The organism is Demequina mangrovi (assembly GCF_000759715.1).
GTDB classification, from domain to species: domain Bacteria; phylum Actinomycetota; class Actinomycetes; order Actinomycetales; family Demequinaceae; genus Demequina; species Demequina mangrovi.
In genome coordinates, this window is record NZ_BBLU01000004.1 from 91,536 (window position 1) to 114,584 (window position 23,049).

Sequence of the window (23,049 nt, forward strand, 5' to 3'; positions counted from 1 at the left end):
AGTTCGGAGGTCGTGGGTGCGAAGAGCAATCGCCTGGGTGATGGTGAGCATCCTCGTGCTCGCGGGCGGATATGTCTACGCCGACGCCCAGGACTGGGTGCCCGGATGGTTCACCGCCGAGCCCTTCGACGTCCCGCAGGCGCCCTTCGTCACGCAGGAGCCTGTCGCCGTCGCGAGCCCCTCCGGCACCGACGCGGTGGCGCGGATCGACACCGATGCGCCCCGCCCGTCCGCCGCCGAGGTGCAGGCCCTCGCCGAGCAGGTCCGGGCCGATTCGCGCACCGGCGCATCGACCAACATCTCCGTGGTCGACTACCTCGACGGCACCGTCTACGCCGACGTCAGCGCCGCCGACCCGCAGGTCCCCGCCTCGACCACCAAGCTCATCACGGTGGTCGCGGCCGTCGCGGAGCTCGGCGCGGACTTCACGACCACCACCACCGTCGCGTGGGTGCCCAGGACCCGCACGCTGACGCTCGTCGCCGGGGGCGACGTCCTGCTCGCGGCGGACCAGGGCCACCACGGCGACGTGGACGATGCGGAGGACGCCGCCCAGGGATGGGCCGGCCTGGGCGACCTCGCGGATCAGGTGGTCGAGGCGCTCGCGGACTCGCTGGGCGAGGACGTCATCGTGCAGATCGACGACTCGGACTTCCCCGGCCCCGCCTGGCCCGCCGAGTGGCCGCAGTACGCGTTCGACATGGGCTACGCGGCGCCGGTGACGGGCCTCGCCGTCGACGGCGCGCGCCTCACGGACGACAACTACGCGAAGCGCGCCTCGGACCCGTCGGTGCATGCCGGCGAGCTGTTCGTCGAGGCGCTCGAGGCCCGCGGGGTCGCCGTCGACGGCGAGGTGACCCGCGCATCGTCCCCCGTCGCGGACGATGCCCGTGGGCGGGAGGTCGCGTCCGTGGACTCGGCGCCCCTGTCCGAGATCGCGCGCCACCTCCTGTCCGTCTCGGACAACACGGTCGCCGAGCAGGTCGCGCGCGTGCTCGCGATCGAGGCGGGTCGCAAGGCGACGCCGACGGGGGAGGCCAAGGCCATCATCGCGTCGCTGCGCGAGCTCGGGGTCGACGTCACCGGGCTCGAGCTCCACGACGGCGCCGGTTACTCCGAGAGGAACCAGATCTCGCCCGCGACCATGACGAGCGCGCTGCTGGCCGCCCGCGACGAGCCGGCGCTCGAGGGGCTCCTCGACTGGCTGCCCCTCGCGGGCCTCGAGGGGACCGTCGCAACGAGGTACGAGGGTCTCGCGCCGGCGGGCTACTGGCGCGCGAAGACGGGCTCGCTCACCGGGGTGACGTCGATCGCGGGCGTGGTGGTGACCGCGGACGGCCGGCCGCTCGCGGTCGCGATCCTCGCCGACGGCATGCCGTACGGCCAGGAGGCGCCCAAGGCGGCGTTCGACGACCTCCTCGTCGCGCTGGCAGAATGCGGCTGTGAGGGATGAGGGCGACGCGGTGACGGGACCGCATCCCGCGGTCGCGGCCTGCCGGGTCGCGGTGCGCGACGCCCTCGGCGACCTCGAGCTCGGCACCCGCGTCTGGGTCGCATGCTCCGGAGGTCCGGACTCGCTCGCGCTGGCGGCCGCGGTGGCCTTCGTCGCGCGGAAGCAGGGTCTGTTCGCCGGCGCGATCATCGTCGACCACGGGCTGCAGCCCGACTCCGCGGTGGTTGCCGAGCGCGCCGCCCACGAGGTGCGCCGCGCGGGCATCCACACCGTGCACGTCGAGCGCGTGACCGTCGGTCGCGCGGGCGGCATGGAGGCCGCGGCCCGCGAGGCGCGGTACGCGGCGCTCGAGGCGCGCATGGACGCCGAGGGCGGGCTCGACCCGCTGCTCGTCACCGGCCACACGATGGACGACCAGGCGGAGACCGTGCTGCTCGCGCTCGCGCGCGGCTCGGGCGCCCGTGCGCTCTCGGGGATCCCCTCGCGCCGCGGCCGCATCGTCCGGCCGTTCCTCACCGTGCGCCGCAAGGACACGCTCGCCGCCTGCCAGGCCCTCGACCTCGACCCGTGGCACGACCCGACCAACGTCACCGAGGACGGCCCGCGCCGCTCCGCGCTGCGGACCAAGGTGATGCCGTCGCTCGTCGAGGTGCTGGGGCCGGGGGTGGTGTCCGGGCTCGCGCGATCGGCGGCGCTGCTGCAGGCCGATGCGGACGAGCTCGACCGCCAGGCGCGGTCCGCGATGACGGTGCCGTCGTCGGCGGCGCGCTCCGACGAGTGGCGGTGCGACATGCTCGCCGCGCTGCCCGACGCGATCCGCACGCGGATGCTCAAGATGCTCGCGGAGAACAAGGGCGCCGGCCCGCTGACGGCCACCCATGTCTCGGCGCTCGACTCGCTCGTGATGCAGTGGAAGGGCCAGGGCGCGATCTCGCTCCCCGGCGGCTACGAGGCGCGGCGCGAATATGGCAGGCTGGTCATCAGCCACCCGGATCATAAGGAGAGGCCCCAGTGAGCTTCCAGTTTGACATGAGCGACTTCTCCGAGGTTCTCGTGAGCGAGAACGCGATCGGGCGCAAGCTCGACGAGATGGCGGCGCAGATCCGCGCCGACTACGAGGGCAAGGACCTCCTGCTCGTGGGTGTGCTCAAGGGCGCGGTCATGGTGATGGCCGACCTCGCGCGCCGCATGCCCCCCGCGGTCCAGATGGACTGGATGGCGGTGTCGTCCTACGGATCGGGCACCAAGTCGTCCGGCGTGGTGCGCATCCTCAAGGACCTCGACGCGGATCTCACGGGCCGCCACGTCCTCATCGTCGAGGACATCATCGACACCGGCGTCACGCTGTCGTGGCTGCTCGGCAACCTGCGTTCGCGCGGCGCCGCCTCGGTCGAGGTCGCCTCGCTGCTGCGCAAGCCCGACGCGGCGAAGGTCGAGGTGCCGGTGACGTACCTCGGCTTCGACATCCCCAACCAGTTCGTGGTCGGCTACGGCCTCGACTTCGCGGAGAGCTACCGCACGCTGCCGTTCGTGGCGGTCCTCAAGCCCGAGGTGTACGGGGACAAGTAGCCCGCTCCCGAGCGCCGCCCGCGACGCTCACCACGGAACTCGGCGTGGCGCGCCGGCGTTGAGCCCGGTATGAGGCCTCATCCCCGTCGTGTCGAGACCGGCTCTGTTCCCCCTGCCAGGTGGGGGCAAGCCCAGAGCGAAACCTTCACGTGGCACCCGAGCCACCGCGTAGAGTCGGGTGCACGATGAAGAACGTCCTCAACATCCGCCTGATCATCTTCTACGTCGCCGCCGCGCTGCTCGTCGCCTGGCTCGTGTCGGGGCTGCTGTCCCCGCGCACGCAGCAGGTCGACACCTCGGTGGGCCTCACCATGCTCGAGCAGCAGGTCGCCGAGCAGGTCAAGATCGTGGACGGTGATCAGCGCGTCGAGCTCACGCTGATCGATCCCGCCGACTTCCCGGACGGGACGCCCGAGGAGTGGGCGGACTACCGCGGCAAGGTCGAGTTCTTCTACGTCGAGCCTCAGGGCGAGGAGATCGTCACCGCCGTCAAGGAGGCGGACCCGGAGCAGGGCTACAACTCCGAGGTGCCGCAGAGCTCGATCTGGGCGTCGATCGCATTCACCTTCCTGCCGATCCTCCTGCTGGTGGGCCTCTTCTGGTTCCTCATGTCGAACATGCAGGGCGGCGGAGGCGGCCGCCTCATGAGCTTCGGCAAGTCGAAGGCGTCCATGGTGACGCCCGACACCCCGACGGTGAAGTTCGACGACGTCGCCGGCGTGGACGAGGCCGTCGAGGAGCTCAAGGAGATCGAGGAGTTCCTCGAGAACCCGGCCAAGTTCCAGGCCGTCGGCGCGAAGATCCCCAAGGGCGTGCTGCTGTACGGCCCTCCCGGCACCGGCAAGACGCTGCTCGCGCGCGCCGTCGCCGGTGAGGCGGGCGTGCCGTTCTTCTCGATCTCCGGCTCGGACTTCGTCGAGATGTTCGTCGGCGTCGGCGCGAGCCGCGTGCGCGATCTCTTCGAGCAGGCCAAGAAGAACAGCCCGGCCATCATCTTCGTCGACGAGATCGACGCGGTCGGCCGCCACCGCGGCGCCGGCATGGGCGGCGGTCACGACGAGCGCGAGCAGACGCTCAACCAGATGCTCGTCGAGATGGACGGCTTCGACATCCACACCAACATCATCATGATCGCGGCGACCAACCGCCCCGACATCCTCGACCCGGCGCTGCTGCGCCCCGGCCGCTTCGACCGCCAGGTCGGCGTCGACGCGCCCGACCTCAAGGGCCGCGTCAAGGTCCTCGAGGTGCACGCGAAGGGCAAGCCGATCTCCCCGGAGGTCGACCTCGACGCCCTCGCGCGCCGCACCCCCGGCTTCACGGGTGCGGACCTCGCGAACGTGCTCAACGAGGCCGCGCTGCTGACCGCCCGTCGCGAGAAGCAGCTCATCGGACCCGATGAGATGGACGAGGCGATCGACCGCGTCATCGCCGGACCTCAGAAGCGCACCCGCGTGATGAACGACCACGACAAGACGGTCACGGCGTACCACGAGGGCGGTCACGCGCTCGTCGCCGCGGCGATGCGCCACACGGACCCGGTCACCAAGGTGACGATCCTCCCGCGCGGCCGCGCGCTCGGCTACACGATGGTGATGCCGCAGGAGGACCGCTACTCCAAGACCCGCAACCAGCTGCTCGACAACCTCGCGTACGCGATGGGCGGCCGGATCGCCGAGGAGCTCATCTTCGGCGACCCGTCGACGGGCGCCTCGAACGACATCCAGCAGGCGACCGAGATCGCCCGCCAGATGGTCACCGAGTACGGCATGTCCACCAGGGTCGGCTCCGTGCGCCTCACCGGAAGCTCGGGCGAGGTGTTCCTGGGCCGCGACATGGGCCACGGCCGCGAGTTCTCCGAGTCGGTCGCGGCGACGGTGGACCAGGAGGTCCGCGCGCTCATGGACAACGCGATGGCCGAGGCGACGCTCGCGCTCACCCAGAACCGCGGCGTGCTCGACGCGCTGGCCGAGGCGCTGCTCGAGAAGGAGACGCTCGGCGAGACCGAGCTCGCCGCCGTCTTCGCGGAGGTCGAGAAGGTCCCCGCGCGCGACGAGTGGATCTCCGGGCACTGGATCGCCGCGGCCCCGGCCGAGGCCAAGGGCGGCGCCATCGAGGCGCCCTCCAAGGTCGAGGCGGACGCTGCGGTGGCGCAGCCGGACGAGGCCGAGGAGCAGCCGGTCCCCGCGCCGGAGCTCGTCGAGCCGAAGGACCAGTAGGCGTGGCGGTCGACGAGCCGCGCATCGAGGCGGCGGTCCGCGAGATCCTGGCGGCGGTGGGGGAGGACCCCGACCGCGACGGGCTCAAGGACACCCCGAGCCGCGTCGCGCGCGCCTACGCCGAGTTCTTCCAGGGCCTGCACCAGGACCCCGCCGACGTGCTGAGCGCGGTCTTCGAGCTCGGTCACGAGGAGATGATCCTTGTCAAGGACATCGAGCTGTACTCGATGTGCGAGCATCACCTGGTGCCGTTCCACGGGGTCGCGCACGTCGCGTACATCCCCGGCGCGGACGGCCGCATCACCGGGCTGTCCAAGCTCGCACGTCTCGTGGATGTCTTCGCCAAGCGCCCGCAGGTGCAGGAGCGGCTCACCACGCAGGTCGCCGATGCGCTGGTCGACGAGCTCGGCGCGCGCGGCGTCATCGTCGTGGTCGAGGCCGAGCACCTGTGCATGTCGATGCGCGGCGTGCGGAAGCCCGGCTCGCGCACGGTGACCTCCGCGGTGCGCGGCATCATGCGCGACGCCGCGACGCGAGCCGAGGCGATGAGCCTCATCGTCGGCAAGTAGGGCGCGGAGGAGGCGCGATGACGCTCGTCTTGGGCATCCTCAACGTCACCCCCGACAGCTTCAGCGACGGCGGACGCTTCGCCGAGATCGACGCCGCGATCGCGCAGGGCGTGCTGCTCGCGCGCGACGGCGCGGACCTGGTCGACGTGGGCGGCGAGTCGACGCGGCCCGGCGCCGCGCGGGTCGCGCCCGAGGAGGAGCAGCGGCGGGTGGTGCCGGTCGTCCGGGCGCTCACTGAGGCAGGCGTGGCCACGAGCATCGACACGATGCACGCCTCCACCGCGCGCGCCGCGGTCGAGGCCGGGGCGACGGTGGTCAACGACGTGTCGGGCGGGCTCGCGGACCCGACGATGGCGGCGACGGTCGCGGAGCTGGGCGTCGACTACGTCGCGATGCACTGGCGCGCGCACGCTACCGAGATGGACCGACGCGACACCTACGGCGACGTGGTCGCGGAGGTGGGCGCCGAGCTCGACGCGCGGGTCGAGGCGCTCGTCGCGGCGGGCGTCGCCGAGGACCGCATCGTGCTCGACCCGGGCCTGGGCTTCTCGAAGGTCACGGACTCGAACTGGCCGCTGCTCGCGAACGTCGACGCCTGGGCGCGCGGCCGGCGTGTGCTCATCGGCGCGTCCCGCAAGCGCTTCCTCGGCGCCGCGATCGCGCGGTCCGGCGTCGACGCCGCCGACCCCGGCGCGCGCGAGCACGCCACCACCGCAGTCACCGCCCTCGCCGCCGCGGCGGGCGCGTGGGGGGTGCGCGTGCACGATGCGCATGCGGCCGCCGACGCCGTCCGGGTCGTGTCGGCTTGGGAAAACGCGCGACGACCGTAAGGATGGAGAGCATGACGACTCCGACGATCACCCCCTACCTCAAGGACGGGATCGAGCTCGATCAGATCATCGTCCAGGGCATTCGTGTCACGGGCTTCCACGGCGTGTACGCGCGCGAGAAGGAGTCGGGGCAGCTGTTCCTCGCCGACGTGGTGGCGCATGTGTCCACCCGTACGGCAGCCGACCGCGACGAGCTCGGCAGGACCGTCAACTACTCCGACATCGCGGACCGCGCCGCGGAGGTGCTCGGCGGCGATCCGGCCGACCTGCTCGAGACCGTGGCCGAGCACATCGCGCGCGCGATCCTCGAGATGCCCGGCGTGCAGGCGGTCGACGTCATCGTCCACAAGCCGCAGGCGCCGCTCCACGTCGAGTTCCGCGACGTCATGGTGAAGATCCGCCGCGACCTCCGCTCGGGGACGCTGTGGGCGGACAAGCGCATCGGCTCCTCGGCGGGTGGTTTCGCCGACCCGCTGGCTCCGGCGCCGCGCAGCACCGACCCGGGCGACGCGCAGCCGCTGCAGCCGGTCACGGCGTACCTGGGTCTCGGCGGGAACATCGGCGACGTCGAGGCATCGTTCCGCGAGGCGCTGTGGGAGCTGCACCGGATCCCGGGGATCGAGGTGACCGGCGCATCGTCGCTGTTCCGCACGCGGCCCGTCGGCGGGACCGAGCAGGCCGACTTCCTCAACGCGGTGGTCCAGCTCGAGACCGCGCTCGCGCCGCGCGCGCTCCTGGCCGCGTGCCAGGGGATCGAGGTGCTGCACGGACGCGAGCGGCTCATCCCGAACGGCCCGCGCACGCTCGACGTCGACCTTCTCGCCTTCGGCGATCTCGAGCTCGAGTCCGAGGACCTCGAGGTGCCGCACCCGCGGGCGGCCGAGCGCGCGTTCGTGCTCCAGCCGTGGGCGACGCTCGCCCCGGACTTCGTGCTCCCGGGCTTCGGCCGCATCGGCGATCTCGCGGCGGCCGTCGGATCCGACGGCGTCGAGCTGGTCGAGGAGCGCTGGCCCGCGCTGCAGAGGAAGGCGTCCTCGCAGGAGTGAGCGCGATGAGCACCGGAGCGGGACGGGAGGCCCTGTGACCCCGCTGAGCCGCGCCCGGCTGCTGCTGCTCGCGGTGGTGATGGGCGTGGTCGCCTGGGCGGTCGCCCGGATGGCCGTGACGTCGGGATCGTCTCCGCTGTCCGTGCCGTGGACCGTGCTGGCGGTGGCGGCGGTGGTCGGCGTCGCTGTGCTGTGGCTCGGCTGGACCGTGCGCCAGTACCGCAAGGGCCGCAACCCCGCGCTCAGCGGCCTGCGCGCGGCACGCACCGCCGTGTTCGCGCAGGCGTGCTCCTACACCGGGGCGATCATCGCGGGCGCCTTCGCCGGCTACGGGCTCGCGATCGCGCTCGAGTGGTCGCACGCGCCTCGTCGCGAGGTCGCGATCTCGGCCTTCATCGCGGCGCTCGGCGGGCTCGTCCTCACGGTCGCCGGGCTCGTCGCGGAGCACTGGTGCAAGGACGGCGGCGACCAGGACGAGAACAAGGGAGGTTCGGCGACAGCCTAGCGCGACGAGCTCGCGTGCACGTGCTGTCCCTTGGAGCTCTCTGCGTCGAGCACGTCCAGCAGCTCGCCTCCGAGGACGGCGGCGAGCTGCTCGGCGAAGGTCGCGGTGATGTGGTGCTCGTCGCGGTACACGAGCGTGCTGCCAAGGATCGGTGGACAGCTGTCGCCGGAGCAGATGTGGTCGGTCAGGTCGACGTATGTCGCGCCGGCCAACGTGGCCGTGCGTGCCTCCGCGGTCTGCAGGTCAGGGTCGATCGCCGCTTCTCGTGGCGTGGAGCAGGCGAGCGCCTCGTCTAGGTTGGCGGCCAGGCACAGCACCGGGTCGCGGTCGAGGGAGGGCGTATCGGCGAGCACGACGGCATGGGCCTCCACACGGGCCAAAGTGCGCCCGAGCGCAGCCGTCCACGTGGCGTGGCGGTCCTTCGGCTCAGGCGCGAGTGGCGCCAGCACGTGGCTCGAGATCACGACGAGTTCGAGGGACTGCGCGTTCAGTTCGGCGATGGCGCCGTCGCGCCATAGTGTGCACTCCTGGTAGGTCCGGCCGTCGCGGGCGAAGTCGGCCGAGACTGCCGGGCACGCGTCCTTGGTGAGGGTCTGCACGGCGTAGCCGTTGGCCTCCGCGAAGGTTGTCAGTGCCGGATACCACTGTGCGGCGTGCGAATCGCCGAACAACGCGATCCGGGGCGCGGTCGCCGAGCCGAACAGGCAGCCCGTGCTCTCGACGGTGGCGAAGTCGTTGTTGCAGCCGTTCTCATAGAGTTCGGGAAGGTCACCTGTCGCGCTCCATAGGTCCGGCGCGAGGTCGCTCGGCACGTATGACGACGGGTACCCGTGCGGCACGACGGACGAGTCACGGCCCGCGAGTGGCGTGTCCTTTGTCGCTTCGTAGGCGAGGGTTGCGCTCGCAACTGCAGCGAAGGATGCTCCGACCGCTGCTGCGAGCGTGCGCCACGCAGGGGCGTCCGCGAGGACCGACGCGTTCCTCGCGGGCTTCTCGATGTATCGAAAGAGCAGCCACGCGAGCGGTACGCACAGAAGAGCGATGCCGACCTTCGTCGTGGTCGAGACTGCGGTACCGAAGCCGAAGGCCGCCTGCGGCACCATGAGTGCCGGCCAATGCACCAGGTAGAGCGCGTACGAGATGGTGCCGAGGAAGGTGAGCGGGCGTACCGACAGCACGATGCTGGCGCCGGAGGGTGCGTCACGGGAGCCCGCGAGGATGACGGCGGCTGTCGCGAGGACAGCCGGTAGTGCACCCGTCCCCGGCGGCATCGTCGCCGGGGGGTACAGGGTCAGGGTGAGGAGGATGCAGGCGAGACCTGACCAGCTCACCACAGACGCGGTCGTGCGGCCGAGCGGAGCGCGATGCCGCGCAGCAGCGAACGCGACGAGCCCCCCGATACCGAGCTCCCACGCCCGTGTCGGCAGCATGAAGAACGCCATCGGCTGGTTCCACACGGTTCCCACCACGCCGGCCGCGAATGAACCGGCGACGAGAAAAGCCACCACGATGAACAGGGCTCGACGCGTCCGAGCGAACGCCCATCCCAGAGCGAGGGCTATGGGCCACAGCAGGTAGAACTGCTCCTCGACGCCGAGCGACCAGTAGTGCTGGAACAGCGATGGGTTCGTGCCGGAGAGGTAGTCGGTCCGTTCCATGGCGAAGTAGATGTTCGGGACATAGAACGCTGTTGCGAGGGCTCCGCGCCATACCTCGTGCATCAGCAGCGGCGGGTACCAGAGCATTGCTGCGCCGATCGACAGGAGCAGCACCGTGAACGAAGCAGGAAGGATGCGGCGCGCGCGGCGCGCGTAGAACTCGGCATATCCGACGCGCCCCGTAGTCTCGAGACGCTTCAGGAGGTGGCCCGTGATGAGGAAGCCGCTGATGACGAAGAACACATCGACACCGAGGTATCCGCGCTGCAGGAAAGGGACGCCGGCGTGGTAGAGCACTACCGCGGCAACGGCGATGGCTCGAAGGCCCTGGATATCGAGGCGGAAGCGGGAAGCGTTCGTCGGGGGCGCCGCGCGTCGCGCGGGCATCGTGGTCGAGGTCAGCGCGGCCATGAACTCTCCCCCTGGGTTCGCCCTGCAACGGCATGCTCAGGCTAACCGGGCGTTTGTGCCGGCACCAGGGATTCTGGCGATATGCGCACGAATCATGTGATTTCGGGCGGAGAGGCTTGCCGGGTGGCTGCGGTGCGTCGACGGACCAACGGCTGCACGGCGGCTTCGGCGCGCGGCCCCTGGCAGACTGGAGCCATGTCCTGGTACGAGAGCGCGGCAGCTCCCTGGAACCCTGTCTCCCGCAAGCTCATCACGGCGCGGATCGTCCCGCTGAGCATCACGCTCGGGCTCGTCGCCCTGGGAGGCACGGTCGCGGCGCTCCTCGCGGATGAGCCGTGGCTCCTCGCGGTGACCGTCGGCGCCCTCGTGCTCGCCGCGTGGGGATCGTGGGTCATCGTCCGCCAGGTCTCGGCGCACGCCTGGGCCGAGGGCGAGGAGGACCTGCTGGTCCGCAAGGGGCGCATGTTCCGCTCGGTCACCGTGGTGCCCTACGGACGCATGCAGTTCGTCGACGTCAAGGCCGGGCCGCTCGACCGCTACCTCGGCATCGCGACGGTCCAGCTCCACACCGCGTCGCCGGGCACGGACGCCTCGATCGCGGGCGTCCCCGCGGAGGAGGCCGCGCGCCTGCGCGACCGTCTCACCACCCGCGGCGAGGCGCGGCTGGCGGGCCTGTGACGGCCGAAGGCCCGCTCTACCGGGCCCCTCGCGAGTGGACGCACCTCCACCCGGTCTCGCCGTTCCTCGGCGGCTGGGCGATCCTGGGCCTGCTGCTCGCGTACTGGATCCATCAGTTCCTGCCGTCCTGGGTCGACGGCGGCGACGACACGTTCGCCTTCTTCGACCGCTTCCCGCTCATCGGCCTCATCGTGGCGGCGACGCTGGGCTTCGCCCTCACCATGGCGGTCTCGGTGTGGCAGTGGCGCCGCACGCAGTTCCGCATCGGCGACGACGCTGTCTACCTCCGTCAGGGCATCGTCACGCAGCAGCAGCGCCAGGCCAGGCTCGACCGGCTCCAGGCCGTCGACGTGGTCCAGCCGCTGCTCGCCCGCATCTTCGGGTTCGCGGCGATCACCGTCCAGGTGGCCGGCGGCCAGAAGTCCGGCATCGAGCTCAAGTTCCTCCGGCTCGGCGACGCGGAGGCGCTGCGCAACGAGATCCTCGCGCTCGCGGCCGGGGTCAAGGCCGGGGGCGATGCGCCTGAGGCCGACGCCATGGCCGGTGACGCGGCCGCATCGTCCGGCGGCATCCGCGCCCATCTCGCGGAGCGCGCCGAGGCGCTCGCGAACCCCGAGGCGCTGCTGACGGGACGCGAGAACGTCCGCACCGCGGTCGCCGCGGCCGAGGAGCGCGAGGTCTACTCCGTGCCCCTCGGTCGGCTGCTGGGCTCGATCGCGCTGTCGGGGCCCACGATCTTCCTGCTGACGCTGCCGTTCGCCGGGCTCATCGGCTTCGTGTTCTTCCAGCTCGACGTGGTCGCCGCCGTCGCCGCGATCCTCGGCACGTCCCTGATCGCGATCGTCACGGCCCTCGCGGGGCTGCTCGGGTACTTCTGGACGAGGCTCAACGGAGGCTTCGGCTTCACCGCGGGCATCTCCGTGGACGGGCTGCGCCTGCGTCACGGCCTCACCGAGACCCGCCGGCAGACCGTGCCGCCGGGCCGCGTCGCCGCGATCCGCCTCTACCAGCCCTTCCTGTGGCGCTCGCGCGACTGGTGGCGCATCACCATCAACGTCGCCGGCTACGGCGAGGACCAGGAGTCCGTGTCGGTGCTCCACCCCGTGGCGACCCGCGAGGAGGCGCTCCGCGCGGTGTGGCTGGTGCTGCCCGACCTCGGCGACCCCGACCCGCACGGCACGCTCGGCTACGCGCTGCACGGCACCGGCGACGAGGGAGGCTTCACCACGAGCCCCGAGTCCGCCCGCCGCGTCGACCCGCTGCAGTGGCGCTTCCGCGGGGTGCGCGCCACCGACCGGGCGCTGCTCATCCGCCGCGGGCGCTGGGAGCGCGAGCTCTTCGTCGTCCCGCACGAGCGCACGCAGTCGCTCGGTCTCACCCAGGGCCCGGTGCGCCGCGCGCTCGGGCTCGCGAACGTCGAGGTCCACTCGACCCAGGGCCCGGTGCGCCCGATCGCGGCGCACCTCGCGGTGGACGATGCGGTGGCGCTGCTCGACGCGCAGGCCGCGCGTGCGCGTGAGGGCCGCCGGAGGCAGACACCGGAGCAGTGGATGAGCGCGGTCGGCCTGAGCGGTGCGCCGACGGAGGGAGACGTTCATGGATGACGTCCGCGGGCACGCGGTGAACGGGAACACGCGGCGGCCGGGACGGCTGCGCATCGGCGTGGTCGGCGCGGGACGCGTCGGCGCGGTCCTCGCGGCGGCGCTGCGCGAGGCCGGTCACGAGATCGTCGCCGCGTCCGGGGTGTCCGACGCGACCCTCGCCCGCATCGACGCGCTCCTGCCTGGGGTGCCCGTCGCGGACCCCGACGAGGTGGTGCGCGCCGCGGAGCTGGTGCTGCTCACCGTGCCCGACGACGCGATCGGCCCGGTGGCCGCCGGGCTCGCGAAGGTCGAGGCGTGGAGGCCCGGCCAGCTGGTGGTGCACACCTCCGGCCGCCACGGCATCGACGTGCTGGCGCAGTCCGGCGCCGCGGGCATCGTGCCCCTCGCGATCCACCCCGCGATGACCTTCACCGGCACCTCGATGGACCGGGCGCGCCTCATCGACGCGGTGTTCGCGGTGACAGCCCCGCCCGGGATGCTGCCCATCGCGCAGGCGCTCGTGGTCGAGATGGGCGGCGAGCCCGTGGTGATCGAGGAGTGGGACCGGCCGCTCTATCACGCGGCCCTGGTGCACGGCGCGAACCACGTGGTGACCGCCGTCGCGCAGGCGAGCGGCGTGCTGTCGCGCATCGGGATCGAGGAGCCCGCGCGCGTGCTCGGCCCCCTCATCCACGCCTCGGTCGACGGGGCGCTGCGCGACGCGCCGGGCGCCGTGTCCACCCTCACCGGACCGGTGGTGCGCGGCGACGCGGGCACCGTGGCGGCGCACCTGCGGGCGCTCGAGGGGCAGCCGGAGGCGCTTTTCGCGTATCGTTCCATGGCGCGCGCGACGGCCGACCTCGCGCTCAGCGGCGGCCGGATCGGCCCCGCCCAGTACGCGGACCTCATCGCGACGCTCGGCACCGAAGGGATGGGAGACTGATGCGCATCGTCCACACCGCGAGCGAGCTGCGCGGCCTGGCACGCAGGCCCGCCCGCCGCGAGGGCGACCGACCCAGCAGGGCCGTGGTCATGACCATGGGCGCCCTCCACGAGGGCCACCTGGCGCTGGTCCGCGCCGCGCGCGACGAGGCGGACGAGGTGGTCGTCACCATCTTCGTCAACCCGCTCCAGTTCGACGAGGCCGACGACCTCGACCGCTACCCCCGCACGCTCGAGGCGGACTGCGCGTTGCTCGAGCCCCTCGGCGTCGACGTGGTCTTCGCCCCCGACGTCGACGAGGTCTACGCCGGCGGCGAGCCCGTGGTGACCGTCTCCGCGGGCGCGATCGGCGAGGTCTTCGAGGGTGAGCATCGTCCCGGGCACTTCGACGGCGTCCTCACCGTGGTCGCGAAGCTGCTCAACCTCACGCAGCCGGACCTCGCGTTCTTCGGGCAGAAGGACGCGCAGCAGGTGATCGCCGTGCGGACGATGGTGCGCGACCTCAACTTCCCCGTCCGGGTGGTGGCGGTCCCCACGGTGCGCGACAAGGACGGCCTCGCGCTGTCCTCGCGCAACGTGTTCCTCGCCGACGACGAGCGCGAGCGCGCGCTGGTGCTCAACGTCGCCCTGCGGGAGGCCGATGCCGCGGTCCGCGACGGTGCGGGCGTCGCCGCCGCGCTCGCGGTCGGACGCGCGGTGCTCGCGTCGCAGCCGGGCGTCGAGGTCGACTACCTCGAGTTCCAGGACCCCGTGACCGCCGACGTGGTGCCCGAGGGCTACCGTGGAGAGGCAGTGCTGGCCGTGGCCGCCCGGGTGGGCGAGACGCGGCTGATCGACAACGTGGTGACGCGCTTCGGCCCCCTCGCGGGCTGACGCCGCCGCGGAAGGACAGACCCATGACCTCGCTTCAGCGACCGATGATGATCTCCAAGATCCATCGCGCGACCGTGACCCAGGCGGACCTGCACTACGTGGGCTCCGTCACCATCGACGTCGACCTCATGGAGGCGGCGGACCTGCTGCCCGGGCAGCAGGTCGACATCGTCGATGTCACCAACGGCGCTCGGCTCACCACGTACGCCATCCCCGGCGAGCGCGGCTCGGGCGTGGTGTGCATCAACGGCGCGGCCGCGCACCTCATCGCCCAGGGCGATCTGGCCATCATCATCGGCTACGGCATGCTGGCCGACGCCGAGGCCCGGACCTTCGAGCCGCACGTGGTCTTCGTCGACGAGGCCAACAAGGTGATCGAGCTGTCCGACGAGCCCGGGCTGGTGCCCGAGAACGCCGCCGGCCTCGAGCCCTCGGGGCTGCCCGTGCACGAGTTCCACACCCAGGGCTGGGACGCCTACCCCTCCCCTGTACAGTCCCAACGGAGTTGAGCGCGACACGCCGGCGAATGCGGACGATGCGGGGGTCAGGACCGGCGTGTCGCCGCGAACTCCGTCCTCACTGTCGGAATCCGGCTGCGGCGCGGGTCCCGCATCGGCGCCGGTAGCCTGACCGTCATGACCGCCTTCGTGCGCAGCCTCGCCGCGCCCCAGCCCGGCTGGACCATCGAGACCGACGTCATCGTGGTGGGCTCCGGCATCGCCGGCCTCACCACCGCCCTGGACCTCCGCGAGCGGGTCGACCGCGTGCTCGTGGTGACCAAGGGCGAGCTGAGCTCGGGCTCGACCGTGTGGGCGCAGGGCGGCATCGCAGCCGCGCTCGACCCCGAGGACACCCCCGAGGAGCACCTCGAGGACACGCTCGTCGCGGGCGTGGGCCTGTGCTCCGAGGAGGCGGTCCGCGTGCTCGTGACCGAGGGGCCGCACTCGGTGCGCAAGCTCCTCCGCCGCGGCGCCCAGTTCGACACGGGACCGGACGGCGACCTCACGCTCACGCGCGAGGGCGGCCACCACCGCGACCGCATCGTCCACGCCGGCGGCGACGCCACCGGCGCCGAGATCTCTCGCGCGCTGGTCGAGCAGCTCGAGGCCGTGCGCAACGACCCGGGCATCGAGGTCATCGAGCACGCCATGGTGGTCGACCTCCTCACGGCCGCGCCCGATGCGGAGGGCCGTCCCGGGCCCGTGTGCGGCGCGACCATCCACATCATCGGCGAGGGTCAGCGCGACGGCGTGGGCGCGGCGCTCGCGAAGGCCGTCGTCATGGCGACCGGCGGCATCGGCCAGGTGTTCCGTTCGTCGACCAACCCCGCCTCGTCCACCGGCGACGGCCTCGCGGTCGGTCTGCGCGCGGGTGCCGCGGTCGCGGACGTCGAGTACGTGCAGTTCCACCCGACGGTGCTGTGGCAAGGGGCCAACGCGCGTGGCCAGCTGCCCCTCATCTCGGAGGCGGTGCGCGGCGAGGGCGCCTACCTGCTCAACGGCGCGGGCGAGCGCTTCATGGTCGGCACCCACCCCATGGCCGAGCTCGCGCCCCGCGACGTGGTGAGCCGCACCATCGTCGAGGAGATGCGCGAGGAGGACGCGGACTCGGTGTTCCTCGACTGCCGCCACCTCGAGCGCGACTTCCTCACGCGCCGCTTCCCGTCGATCTGGGCCTCGCTCAAGGAGCACGGCCTCGACATGGCGCACGACCTCATCCCCGTCGCGCCCGCGCAGCACTTCCACTCGGGCGGCATCCTCACCGACCTGCACGGCCGTTCGACGCAGAAGGGCCTCTACGCGATCGGGGAGGCGGCGTGCACCGGCGTCCACGGCGCGAACCGCCTCGCCTCGAACTCGCTGCTCGAGGGCCTCGTCTTCGCGCGCCGCGCGGCTCGCGACGCCGCGGCCGCCGTGGCCGACGGCCTGCTCCAGCAGTTCGAGCCGGTCGAGCGCTCGGGCGAGTCCGCCCTGGTGCCGGCGACGATGCGCCCGCGCGTCCAGGCCATCGCGCACGAGGGCGCGGGCCCGGTGAGGGACGGCGACGGGCTGGACGATGCGGTGGCACGGCTCGACCGCATCCGCGCGCGATTCCACACCGACCCGGTGTCCGCGGTGGTCCCGCAGACCGCGGAGTGGGAGACCACCAACATCGTCGCGGCGGCCTCGGTGCTGTGCCAGGCGGCGCTGCTGCGCGAGGAGTCGCGCGGCGGTCATCAGCGCGCCGACTTCCCGGAGACGGATCCGGAGTGGGCCGTGAGGCTCGCGGCGCGGCTCGACCCCGACGGCGAGCTGGTGTTCATGAAGGCGCCGCTCGACCTGGGCGAGTAGCGCCTCCCCCGTCGGCGCACACCCGCACGCCGCCGCCCCGCCGTCCACCCTGCCCGCACCCTGGAATGGGGCGTCTGCGGTCGGTCTCGGGCGCGCGGAGCCTGCCATGGGGCACTGGTGGTCGGGCGCGTGACGAGCCCGACCGCCAGTGCCCCATGGCGCTCACCGCGCGCCCGGAAACGACGCTGGCCGCCCCATTCGCGTGAACGGGGCGGCCAGCGGTCGGTCGGACGGCTACGCGTGCGCCGGCTGGAACGCTCCGGTCGCGAGCTCGAGACCCGGGACCGCCTCGACGAGCGTGAACATGCCGCCGTCGAGCGTCGCCGAGTCGAGTCCGTGCTGCGCGAGCACGCGGTGCGCGTAGTACGAGCGCACGCCGGAGGCGCACAGCACCCGCACCGGGCGTCCCGCCGCGAGCTGCTTGACGCCCTCGATGTACTCGCGGATGTGGGTGTGCGGGAGGTTCATCGCCTCGGGCAGGTGGCCCATCGCGTACTCGCGCTCCGAGCGGACATCGAGCAGCAGCGCGTTCTCACGTGCCCAGTCGAGGTCCTGGAAGCGCCAGACCTTGGTCGTGCCGTTAAGGACGTTCTGCGCGAGGAAGCCGAGCATGTTGACCGGGTCCTTGGCCGAACCGAACGGCGGCGCGTACGCGAGCTCGAGCTCAGCGATGTCGTCGACGTCGAAGCCCGCGCGCAGCGCCGTCGCGAGGACGTCGATGCGCTTGTCCGCGCCGTCCGGGCCGACGGCCTGTGCGCCGAGCAGCTTGCCCTCGGGCGAGAACACGCCCATGAGGTGGAGGATCTGCGAGCCGGGGAAGTAGCCGGCGTGGTTGCCCGGGTGGGTGTGGACCACGAAGTAGTCGATGCCCGCAGCGTCCAGCATGCGCGGCGAGGCGCCGGTCATCGCGGCGGTGAGCCCGAACGCGCGGACGATGGCGGTGCCGAGCACGGGCTGCGCCTCGTCGACGCGGCCCATGATCGAGTCCGCGGCGCGACGGCCCTGGCGGTTCGCGGGGCCCGCGAGCGGGACCGGGCCCACCTGGCCGGTGACGCCGTGGCGCACGGCGATCGCGTCGCCCGCGGCCCAGATGTGCGGATCCGAGGTGCGCTGCAGCGAGTCGACCACGATCGCGCCGCGGTCGGTGAGCTCGAGCCCCGCCTCGCCCGCGAGGGCCGAGTTGGGGCGCACGCCCACGGACATCACGACGATGTCGGCAGGGACCTCCGCGCCGTCGCCCAGGGTCACGGTGACCGCCGCATCGTCGCCGCCCTCGCGGATGCCCGTGGCGGCGACTCCGGTGCGGACGTCGACGCCGTGCGAGCGCAGCTCCTTCTCGACGAGCGCGCTCATCTCAGGCGCGAGCGGGGGCAGCACCTGCGGCGCGAGCTCGACGAGCGTCACCTCGAGGCCGCGGTGGCGGAACGCCTCGGCGGTCTCCAGGCCGATGAAGCCGGCGCCCATGACGACCGCGCGCTTCGCGTCGGCGGTGCGGGCCGCGAGCTCGCGGGCCTCGTCGACGGTGCGCAGGTGGGTGACCTGGGGCAGGTCGACGCCGGGGATGGGCGGGACGATGGCGTCCGCACCGGGGGACAGCACCAGGGCGTCGTAGGTGAAGGTCTCGGTGCCGTCGGGGGTCGCGACCAGCACGGACTGCGCCTCGCGGTCGATGCTGATGACCTCGTGCTCGGTCCGCACGTCGAGGTCGAGCTCGGCCTTGAGCGACGCGGGGGAGTGGAGCAGCAGGTAGGAGTCCTGCTCGATCTCGCCGCCCACGTGGTAGGGCAGGCCGCAGTTCGCGAAGGAGACGTACTTCCCCTTCTCGAAGACGATGATCTCGGCCTGCTCGTTGAGCCGTCGGGCACGGGCCGCGGCGCTCATGCCGCCCGCCACTCCACCGATCACCAGGATGCGCATGTGAGGTCCTTCCGTCGAAAGTTCGTGGACCAGGCTAACAGATACCCCCGGGGGTATATTCCGACCTTGGTCCCGACGTGCTTGGAGCGGGGACGATGCGCCTGGAGGGACGCGCTCCCAGGCTACGCCTCCGGGGCGCGCCTGGGCCGCGCGGGCACCATGGCCATGGCGCGTCGACGCGCGATCGCCTGTCCCGCCCGTCGGGCGGCACGATGCGAGGGCCGTTCGACCAGGAGGTAGAACGCCGCCGTCGCGGCCGATGCGGCGAGCACGGAGACGCCCAGCAGCGCGAGGTCGCCGCCGCCCTCCGGGGCGGGCACGAGCTCGAGGGCGAGCGGATGCGCGAGATACAGGGAGAAGCTCGCCGCGCCGGCGGTCTCGAGCACCGCGAGCGTGCGTGAGACGCCCGGCCTCGACTGGAAGTGGACGACCTCGAGGCCCAACCACGCGCCGATGAGCGGCGCGAGCAGCGTCAAGGTGATCGCGTTGCTCGCGAAGGGGCCGACGTAGGGCTCGCCGTGATACGCGAGCACGCGCAGCGCCGCGCTGCCGAGCAGCACCCCGGCCCTGATCGTCCACATGGTGCGCGCGCGAAGCACCGGCAGCCGCTGGTACCGCTCCGCGAGCACGGCGCCCAGGATCCAGACGGGCAGCCCGATCACGGGCGTCCACCAGCCGAAGACCGTGTACGAGAGGTCTCCCGAGGTGATCTGCGAGAAGTTGAGCGCCGTGAACACGAGCGCGATGCCGAGCGCGCCCAGGCCCAGCCGGGCCATCGGGATCCGCGACGCCAGGAGCGCCGGATAGAGCGTGTAGTAGACGAGCTCGCAGATCACGCTCCACAGCACCGTGTGCATCCAGTAGCCGCCCTCGGGGGCGTACCCGAGCGCGACGGACGCGAGCATGAACACGGCGACAGGCGGGACGATGCGGAGGTAGCGGCGGGCCGCGAACTGCGCGACATCCAGCCGGCGCCCGCGGGCCTGCGGCAGGTGGATGACGAAGCCGCTGAGCACGAAGAACACCATCACGGCCGCCGGGCCGTTGAAGCCGTTCGAGAACGCGATGTCGACGCCCGTGGCGGCGGTGCGCCCGATCACCGGGGACAGCTGATCGGCGAGCGCGAGGTGGATGTGTCCGAGCGCGACCACGGCCGCGCAGACGAATCGGATCGCGTCGAGCCCCACCACACGCTGCATGACGTCCCCCCGGCCGTTCACGCGGGACGACGCCGCATCGCGGCGCCGTCGCTCCTACCGGGATGGTAAGCGGACGTTCCGGACGAACGTCAAGGGTGCGGCGCGTATCAGGCCAGCGACATGAACATCTTCTGGAGGCGCTCCTTGGCCTCCGCGGTGTCCTCGTCGGCGCGCACGCACTGCTCGAGGCCGGTCGCGATCATGGTGAAGCCGGCGCGGTCGATCGCCTTCGACACCGCCGCGAGCTGCGTGACGACGTCAGCGCACTCGCGCTGATCCTCGATCATCTTCAGCACTCCGGCGAGCTGTCCGTGCGCACGGCGCAGGCGCTTGACCACGGGGTCCATGTCCTCGGGGCTCAGGTGGATCTCGGCCATGGCAATCCTCCCAGGTGCGTTCGGCGTCCCCACAGCATACCCCTCGGGGGTATCTGTGCACGAGGCTCGTGGTCGCACGCGTGCCACCATGGCCCCATGACCCGCACGCCCCACCCCGAGGAGATCGCGCTCGCCGCGCCCACCGTCGCGCCGCTCGACCCCGGCGCCCTTGCGCGCATCGTCCGCCTGTCGCTGGACGAGGACCTCGGCGGCGACCCGGGCCGCGACGTCACCACGCAGGCGACGATCCCGTCGGACGTCCGGGTCTCCGGCGTGGTCGCGGCGCGCGAGGAGTGCGTGCTCGCGGGCGTCGACGCGATCGGGGAGACGATGCGCCAGGTGGCCGCGCGCCACGACCTGCCCGTGCCGAGCATCGTGCTCGAGGCCGCGGACGGCGACCGCCTCGCACCCGGCGCGGTGATCGCCAGGCTCGAGGGGCCGGGCCACGTGGTCCTCATCGCCGAGCGCACGCTCCTCAACCTCATGTCGCGCGCGTCGGGGGTCGCGACGCACACCCGACGATGGGCCGATGCGCTCGCGGGCACCGGCGCTCACGTGCTCGACACGCGCAAGACCACCCCGGGGCTGCGCGAGATCGAGAAGTACGCCGTGCGCGTCGGCGGCGGCGTCAACAAGCGCATGGGGCTGTTCGACTGCGCCATGGTGAAGGACAACCACATCGTCGCGGCGGGCTCCGTCGCGGCGGCGATCGCCCGCATCGGCGACGCGTACCCGGACGTGCCCGTGCAGGTCGAGGTGGAGGACGCCGTGCAGGCCGCCGAGGCGATCGCCGCGGGCGCCCGCTTCCTCATGCTCGACAACATGCCTCCGGAGACGATGCGCGCGCTGGTCGACCAGGTCCGCGCAGGGGAGGGCGCCACCGGCAAGGTCTGGCTGGAGGCGACGGGCGGTCTTACGCTCGCGAACGTGCGCGACGTGGCGGCCGCGGGGGTCGACTTCATGTCGGTCGGCGCGCTCACCCACTCGAGCCCGATCGTGGACCTGGGCCTCGACCTCGCCTGACCCGCGAGCGCACCGCGGCGCGCCCCGTAGAATTGCCTGCGTGACTGAGCAGACCGCGCCCGCGACCGAGACCACGGACGACGTCCCCGAGCAGATGCGCGTGCGCCGCGAGAAGCGCGACCGCCTCATCGCGGACGGGGGTGAGGCGTACCCCGTGTCGGTGGACCGCACCCACGAGATCGCTCAGGTCAAGGACCTCTACAAGGGCCTCCAGGACGGCGAGGAGACCGAGGACGTGGTCGGCGTCGCCGGCCGCGTGGTCTTCATCCGCAACACCGGCAAGCTCTGCTTCGCCGCCATCCAGGACGGCGAGGGCGAGCGCCTGCAGATCATGCTGTCGCTGGCCGAGGTGGGCGACGAGTCGCTCGCGGCCTTCAAGGGCGACGTGGACCTGGGCGACCACCTGTTCGCCAAGGGTCGCGCGATCAAGTCGCGCCGCGGAGAGGTCTCCGTCTTCGCGTCCGAGTGGGCGATCGCGGCCAAGTCGCTGCGTCCGCTGCCCACGCTCCACAAGGAGCTCGCGGAGGACACCCGCGTGCGCCAGCGCTACGTCGACCTCATCGCCCGCCCCCTCGCGCGCGACACCGTCCGCAACCGCGCCAAGCTCAACCGCAGCCTCCGCGAGAGCCTGCACTCGCGCGGCTACATCGAGGTCGAGACCCCGATGCTGCAGACGCAGCCCGGCGGCGCGGCCGCCCGCCCGTTCGTCACGCACATGAACGCGTACGACATCGAGCTCTACATGCGCATCGCGCCCGAGCTGTTCCTCAAGCGCGCGGCCGTGGGCGGCATCGAGAAGGTCTTCGAGATCAACCGCAACTTCCGCAACGAGGGCGCGGACTCGTCGCACTCGCCCGAGTTCTCGATGCTCGAGGCCTACGAGGCGTACGGCAGCTACGACACCATGGCGGAGCTCACGCAGAGCCTCGTCCAGGGTGCCGCGGAGGACATCTTCGGCACGCAGGTGGTCACCCTCACGGACGGCTCGGAGTACGACCTCTCCGGCGAGTGGACGTCGATGGGCATGTACGAGTCGCTCTCCGAGGCGCTCGGCGAGGAGATCACCCCCGAGACCTCGGTCGCGGCGCTGCAGGCGCTGTGCGACAAGGTCGAGCTCTCCGTCGATCCCAAGCGCGTCAACCACGGCAAGCTGGTCGAGGAGCTGTGGGAGCACCACGTGGGCGGCGACCTCTACGCCCCGACGTTCGTGCGCGACTTCCCGGTCGAGACCAGCCCGCTCACCCGCGACCACCGCACGCGTGCCGGCATCGTCGAGAAGTGGGACCTCTACGTCCGCGGCTTCGAGCTCGCGACCGCCTACTCCGAGCTGGTCGACCCGGTCATCCAGCGCGAGCGCTTCGAGCAGCAGGCGCGCATGGCGGCACAGGGCGACGACGAGGCGATGCGCCTCGACGAGGACTTCCTCACCGCGATGGAGTACGCGATGCCCCCGAGCGGCGGCATGGGCATGGGCATCGACCGCCTGCTCATGGCGCTCACGGGCCTGGGCATCCGGGAGACCATCCTGTTCCCGCTCGTCAAGCCCACCGAGGACTGAGATGCCCGTCTGGCAGCAGGTCCTGGTCGGCATCGTCCCGTCGATCGGGGTCGGCGCGCTGTTCTGGTTCGTCATGCGCGCGGTGATCCGCGCCGACCGCAACGAGCGGGCCGCTCTCGCGCAGGAGGATGCCGCCGCCGCGCAGGAGGACAACGCCGCCCAGGCGTGAGCGATTTCCGTTCGCTTCTAACTGCCTGAGAGGGCGAACGCTCCTTCCTGAGCGCGAATCGCCTGGTGCATATCCGATGGGCCCCTCCGGGCATACGTGCGAGCGGGATTATCGGCGCTGCGCAAGTCTCACGCCCAATT

21 protein-coding genes are annotated in these 23,049 nt (G+C 72.0%); 17 read left to right on the plus strand and 4 right to left on the minus strand.

Annotated elements, in window-relative coordinates; translation table 11 throughout:
• Positions 1-16 precede the first annotated feature (16 nt).
• From dacB to TR42_RS05025, 8 genes are all read left to right on the plus strand, one after another.
• A complete protein-coding gene (gene dacB, locus TR42_RS04990) occupies positions 17-1,453 on the plus strand; it encodes a D-alanyl-D-alanine carboxypeptidase/D-alanyl-D-alanine endopeptidase (protein WP_161786624.1) in 1,437 nt (478 codons plus the stop codon).
• Positions 1,443-2,468 carry a tRNA lysidine(34) synthetase TilS gene (gene tilS / locus TR42_RS04995; RefSeq protein WP_236623363.1) on the plus strand — a complete coding sequence of 342 codons (1,026 nt, stop codon included), beginning with the start codon at positions 1,443-1,445 and terminating at the stop codon, positions 2,466-2,468. Before dacB ends, tilS begins: the two co-directional genes overlap by 11 nt.
• A gap of 14 nt (positions 2,469-2,482) precedes the next feature.
• Positions 2,483-3,022, plus strand: a complete 540-nt coding sequence (gene hpt, locus TR42_RS05000) for a hypoxanthine phosphoribosyltransferase (RefSeq protein ID WP_042213626.1) — start codon at positions 2,483-2,485, stop codon at positions 3,020-3,022.
• 185 nt (positions 3,023-3,207) lie between these two features.
• Positions 3,208-5,241, plus strand: a complete 2,034-nt coding sequence (gene ftsH / locus TR42_RS05005; protein ID WP_042213627.1) for an ATP-dependent zinc metalloprotease FtsH — start codon at positions 3,208-3,210, stop codon at positions 5,239-5,241.
• 2 nt (positions 5,242-5,243) lie between these two features.
• Positions 5,244-5,810, plus strand: a complete 567-nt coding sequence (gene folE / locus TR42_RS05010) for a GTP cyclohydrolase I FolE (protein WP_042213630.1) — start codon at positions 5,244-5,246, stop codon at positions 5,808-5,810.
• A 17-nt stretch (positions 5,811-5,827) separates the two neighbouring features.
• Positions 5,828-6,640, plus strand: coding sequence for a dihydropteroate synthase (gene folP / locus TR42_RS05015; protein WP_074789310.1), 813 nt, complete (start codon positions 5,828-5,830; stop codon positions 6,638-6,640).
• A gap of 11 nt (positions 6,641-6,651) precedes the next feature.
• Positions 6,652-7,686, plus strand: coding sequence for a 2-amino-4-hydroxy-6-hydroxymethyldihydropteridine diphosphokinase (gene folK / locus TR42_RS05020; protein ID WP_052405620.1), 1,035 nt, complete (start codon positions 6,652-6,654; stop codon positions 7,684-7,686).
• Positions 7,687-7,720: 34 nt separating this feature from the next.
• Positions 7,721-8,191: a DUF3180 domain-containing protein gene (locus TR42_RS05025; protein ID WP_052405621.1), complete on the plus strand. Its 471-nt coding sequence runs from the start codon at positions 7,721-7,723 to the stop codon at positions 8,189-8,191.
• Here the strand turns inward: TR42_RS05025 and TR42_RS05030 are convergent.
• Complete coding sequence (locus tag TR42_RS05030) at positions 8,188-10,260, minus strand: acyltransferase family protein (protein ID WP_236623364.1); 2,073 nt, start codon at positions 10,258-10,260, stop codon at positions 8,188-8,190. The genes TR42_RS05025 and TR42_RS05030 overlap by 4 nt on opposite strands.
• A gap of 195 nt (positions 10,261-10,455) precedes the next feature.
• On the opposite strand from TR42_RS05030, the gene TR42_RS05035 reads away from it, so the two are divergent.
• The 6 genes from TR42_RS05035 (at position 10,456) to TR42_RS05060 (ending at position 16,666) form a co-directional block, all read left to right on the plus strand.
• On the plus strand, positions 10,456-10,938 hold the full coding sequence (locus TR42_RS05035) for a PH domain-containing protein (RefSeq protein WP_042213634.1): 483 nt from the start codon (positions 10,456-10,458) through the stop codon (positions 10,936-10,938).
• Complete coding sequence (locus TR42_RS05040) at positions 10,935-12,542, plus strand: PH domain-containing protein (protein ID WP_042213636.1); 1,608 nt, start codon at positions 10,935-10,937, stop codon at positions 12,540-12,542. Before TR42_RS05035 ends, TR42_RS05040 begins: the two co-directional genes overlap by 4 nt.
• Positions 12,535-13,464 carry a Rossmann-like and DUF2520 domain-containing protein gene (locus TR42_RS05045; protein ID WP_042213638.1) on the plus strand — a complete coding sequence of 310 codons (930 nt, stop codon included), beginning with the start codon at positions 12,535-12,537 and terminating at the stop codon, positions 13,462-13,464. The genes TR42_RS05040 and TR42_RS05045 overlap by 8 nt, the downstream gene beginning before the upstream one ends.
• Positions 13,464-14,336 (plus strand): pantoate--beta-alanine ligase, encoded by an 873-nt coding sequence (gene panC, locus TR42_RS05050; protein WP_042213640.1) that lies wholly within the window; start codon positions 13,464-13,466, stop codon positions 14,334-14,336. The genes TR42_RS05045 and panC overlap by 1 nt, the downstream gene beginning before the upstream one ends.
• Before the next feature lie 23 nt (positions 14,337-14,359).
• Positions 14,360-14,845, plus strand: coding sequence for an aspartate 1-decarboxylase (gene panD, locus TR42_RS05055; protein ID WP_042213642.1), 486 nt, complete (start codon positions 14,360-14,362; stop codon positions 14,843-14,845).
• A gap of 126 nt (positions 14,846-14,971) precedes the next feature.
• Positions 14,972-16,666: an L-aspartate oxidase gene (locus TR42_RS05060; protein ID WP_042213644.1), complete on the plus strand. Its 1,695-nt coding sequence runs from the start codon at positions 14,972-14,974 to the stop codon at positions 16,664-16,666.
• Between the two features lie 234 nt (positions 16,667-16,900).
• On the opposite strand, the gene TR42_RS05065 is transcribed toward TR42_RS05060, so the two are convergent.
• The 3 genes from TR42_RS05065 to TR42_RS05075 form a co-directional block, all read right to left on the minus strand.
• Entirely contained in the window at positions 16,901-18,583 is a 1,683-nt protein-coding gene (locus tag TR42_RS05065; protein WP_042213645.1) for an FAD-dependent oxidoreductase, read from the minus strand.
• A 122-nt stretch (positions 18,584-18,705) separates the two neighbouring features.
• Entirely contained in the window at positions 18,706-19,782 is a 1,077-nt protein-coding gene (locus tag TR42_RS14180; protein WP_143058934.1) for an acyltransferase family protein, read from the minus strand.
• A gap of 107 nt (positions 19,783-19,889) precedes the next feature.
• Positions 19,890-20,150, minus strand: coding sequence for a metal-sensitive transcriptional regulator (locus tag TR42_RS05075; protein WP_042213859.1), 261 nt, complete (start codon positions 20,148-20,150; stop codon positions 19,890-19,892).
• Positions 20,151-20,255: 105 nt separating this feature from the next.
• On the opposite strand from TR42_RS05075, the gene nadC reads away from it, so the two are divergent.
• From nadC to TR42_RS15120, 3 genes are all read left to right on the plus strand, one after another.
• The gene (gene nadC / locus TR42_RS05080) at positions 20,256-21,182 is read left to right on the plus strand and encodes a carboxylating nicotinate-nucleotide diphosphorylase (protein WP_042213647.1); all 927 of its coding nucleotides are present in this window, start codon (positions 20,256-20,258) and stop codon (positions 21,180-21,182) included.
• A gap of 94 nt (positions 21,183-21,276) precedes the next feature.
• Positions 21,277-22,740, plus strand: a complete 1,464-nt coding sequence (gene lysS, locus TR42_RS05085; protein WP_081953204.1) for a lysine--tRNA ligase — start codon at positions 21,277-21,279, stop codon at positions 22,738-22,740.
• Position 22,741: 1 nt separating this feature from the next.
• Positions 22,742-22,909, plus strand: a complete 168-nt coding sequence (locus TR42_RS15120) for a hypothetical protein (RefSeq protein ID WP_169742204.1) — start codon at positions 22,742-22,744, stop codon at positions 22,907-22,909.
• The last annotated feature ends 140 nt before the right edge of the window (positions 22,910-23,049 follow it).

Bases quoted from the DNA above. Each gene is read 5' to 3' on its own strand.
- hpt (WP_042213626.1), top strand. From the start codon at position 2,483: ATGAGCGACTTCTCCGAGGTTCTCGTGAGCGAGAACGCGATCGGGCGC.
- ftsH (WP_042213627.1), top strand. From the start codon at position 3,208: ATGAAGAACGTCCTCAACATCCGCCTGATCATCTTCTACGTCGCCGCC.
- folP (WP_074789310.1), top strand. From the start codon at position 5,828: ATGACGCTCGTCTTGGGCATCCTCAACGTCACCCCCGACAGCTTCAGC.
- folK (WP_052405620.1), top strand. From the start codon at position 6,652: ATGACGACTCCGACGATCACCCCCTACCTCAAGGACGGGATCGAGCTC.
- TR42_RS05030 (WP_236623364.1), bottom strand. From the start codon at position 10,260: ATGGCCGCGCTGACCTCGACCACGATGCCCGCGCGACGCGCGGCGCCC.
- TR42_RS05035 (WP_042213634.1), top strand. From the start codon at position 10,456: ATGTCCTGGTACGAGAGCGCGGCAGCTCCCTGGAACCCTGTCTCCCGC.
- TR42_RS05045 (WP_042213638.1), top strand. From the start codon at position 12,535: ATGGATGACGTCCGCGGGCACGCGGTGAACGGGAACACGCGGCGGCCG.
- panC (WP_042213640.1), top strand. From the start codon at position 13,464: ATGCGCATCGTCCACACCGCGAGCGAGCTGCGCGGCCTGGCACGCAGG.
- panD (WP_042213642.1), top strand. From the start codon at position 14,360: ATGACCTCGCTTCAGCGACCGATGATGATCTCCAAGATCCATCGCGCG.
- TR42_RS05060 (WP_042213644.1), top strand. From the start codon at position 14,972: ATGACCGCCTTCGTGCGCAGCCTCGCCGCGCCCCAGCCCGGCTGGACC.
- TR42_RS05065 (WP_042213645.1), bottom strand. From the start codon at position 18,583: ATGCGCATCCTGGTGATCGGTGGAGTGGCGGGCGGCATGAGCGCCGCG.
- TR42_RS14180 (WP_143058934.1), bottom strand. From the start codon at position 19,782: ATGCAGCGTGTGGTGGGGCTCGACGCGATCCGATTCGTCTGCGCGGCC.
- nadC (WP_042213647.1), top strand. From the start codon at position 20,256: ATGACCCGCACGCCCCACCCCGAGGAGATCGCGCTCGCCGCGCCCACC.
- lysS (WP_081953204.1), top strand. From the start codon at position 21,277: ATGCGCGTGCGCCGCGAGAAGCGCGACCGCCTCATCGCGGACGGGGGT.
- TR42_RS15120 (WP_169742204.1), top strand. From the start codon at position 22,742: ATGCCCGTCTGGCAGCAGGTCCTGGTCGGCATCGTCCCGTCGATCGGG.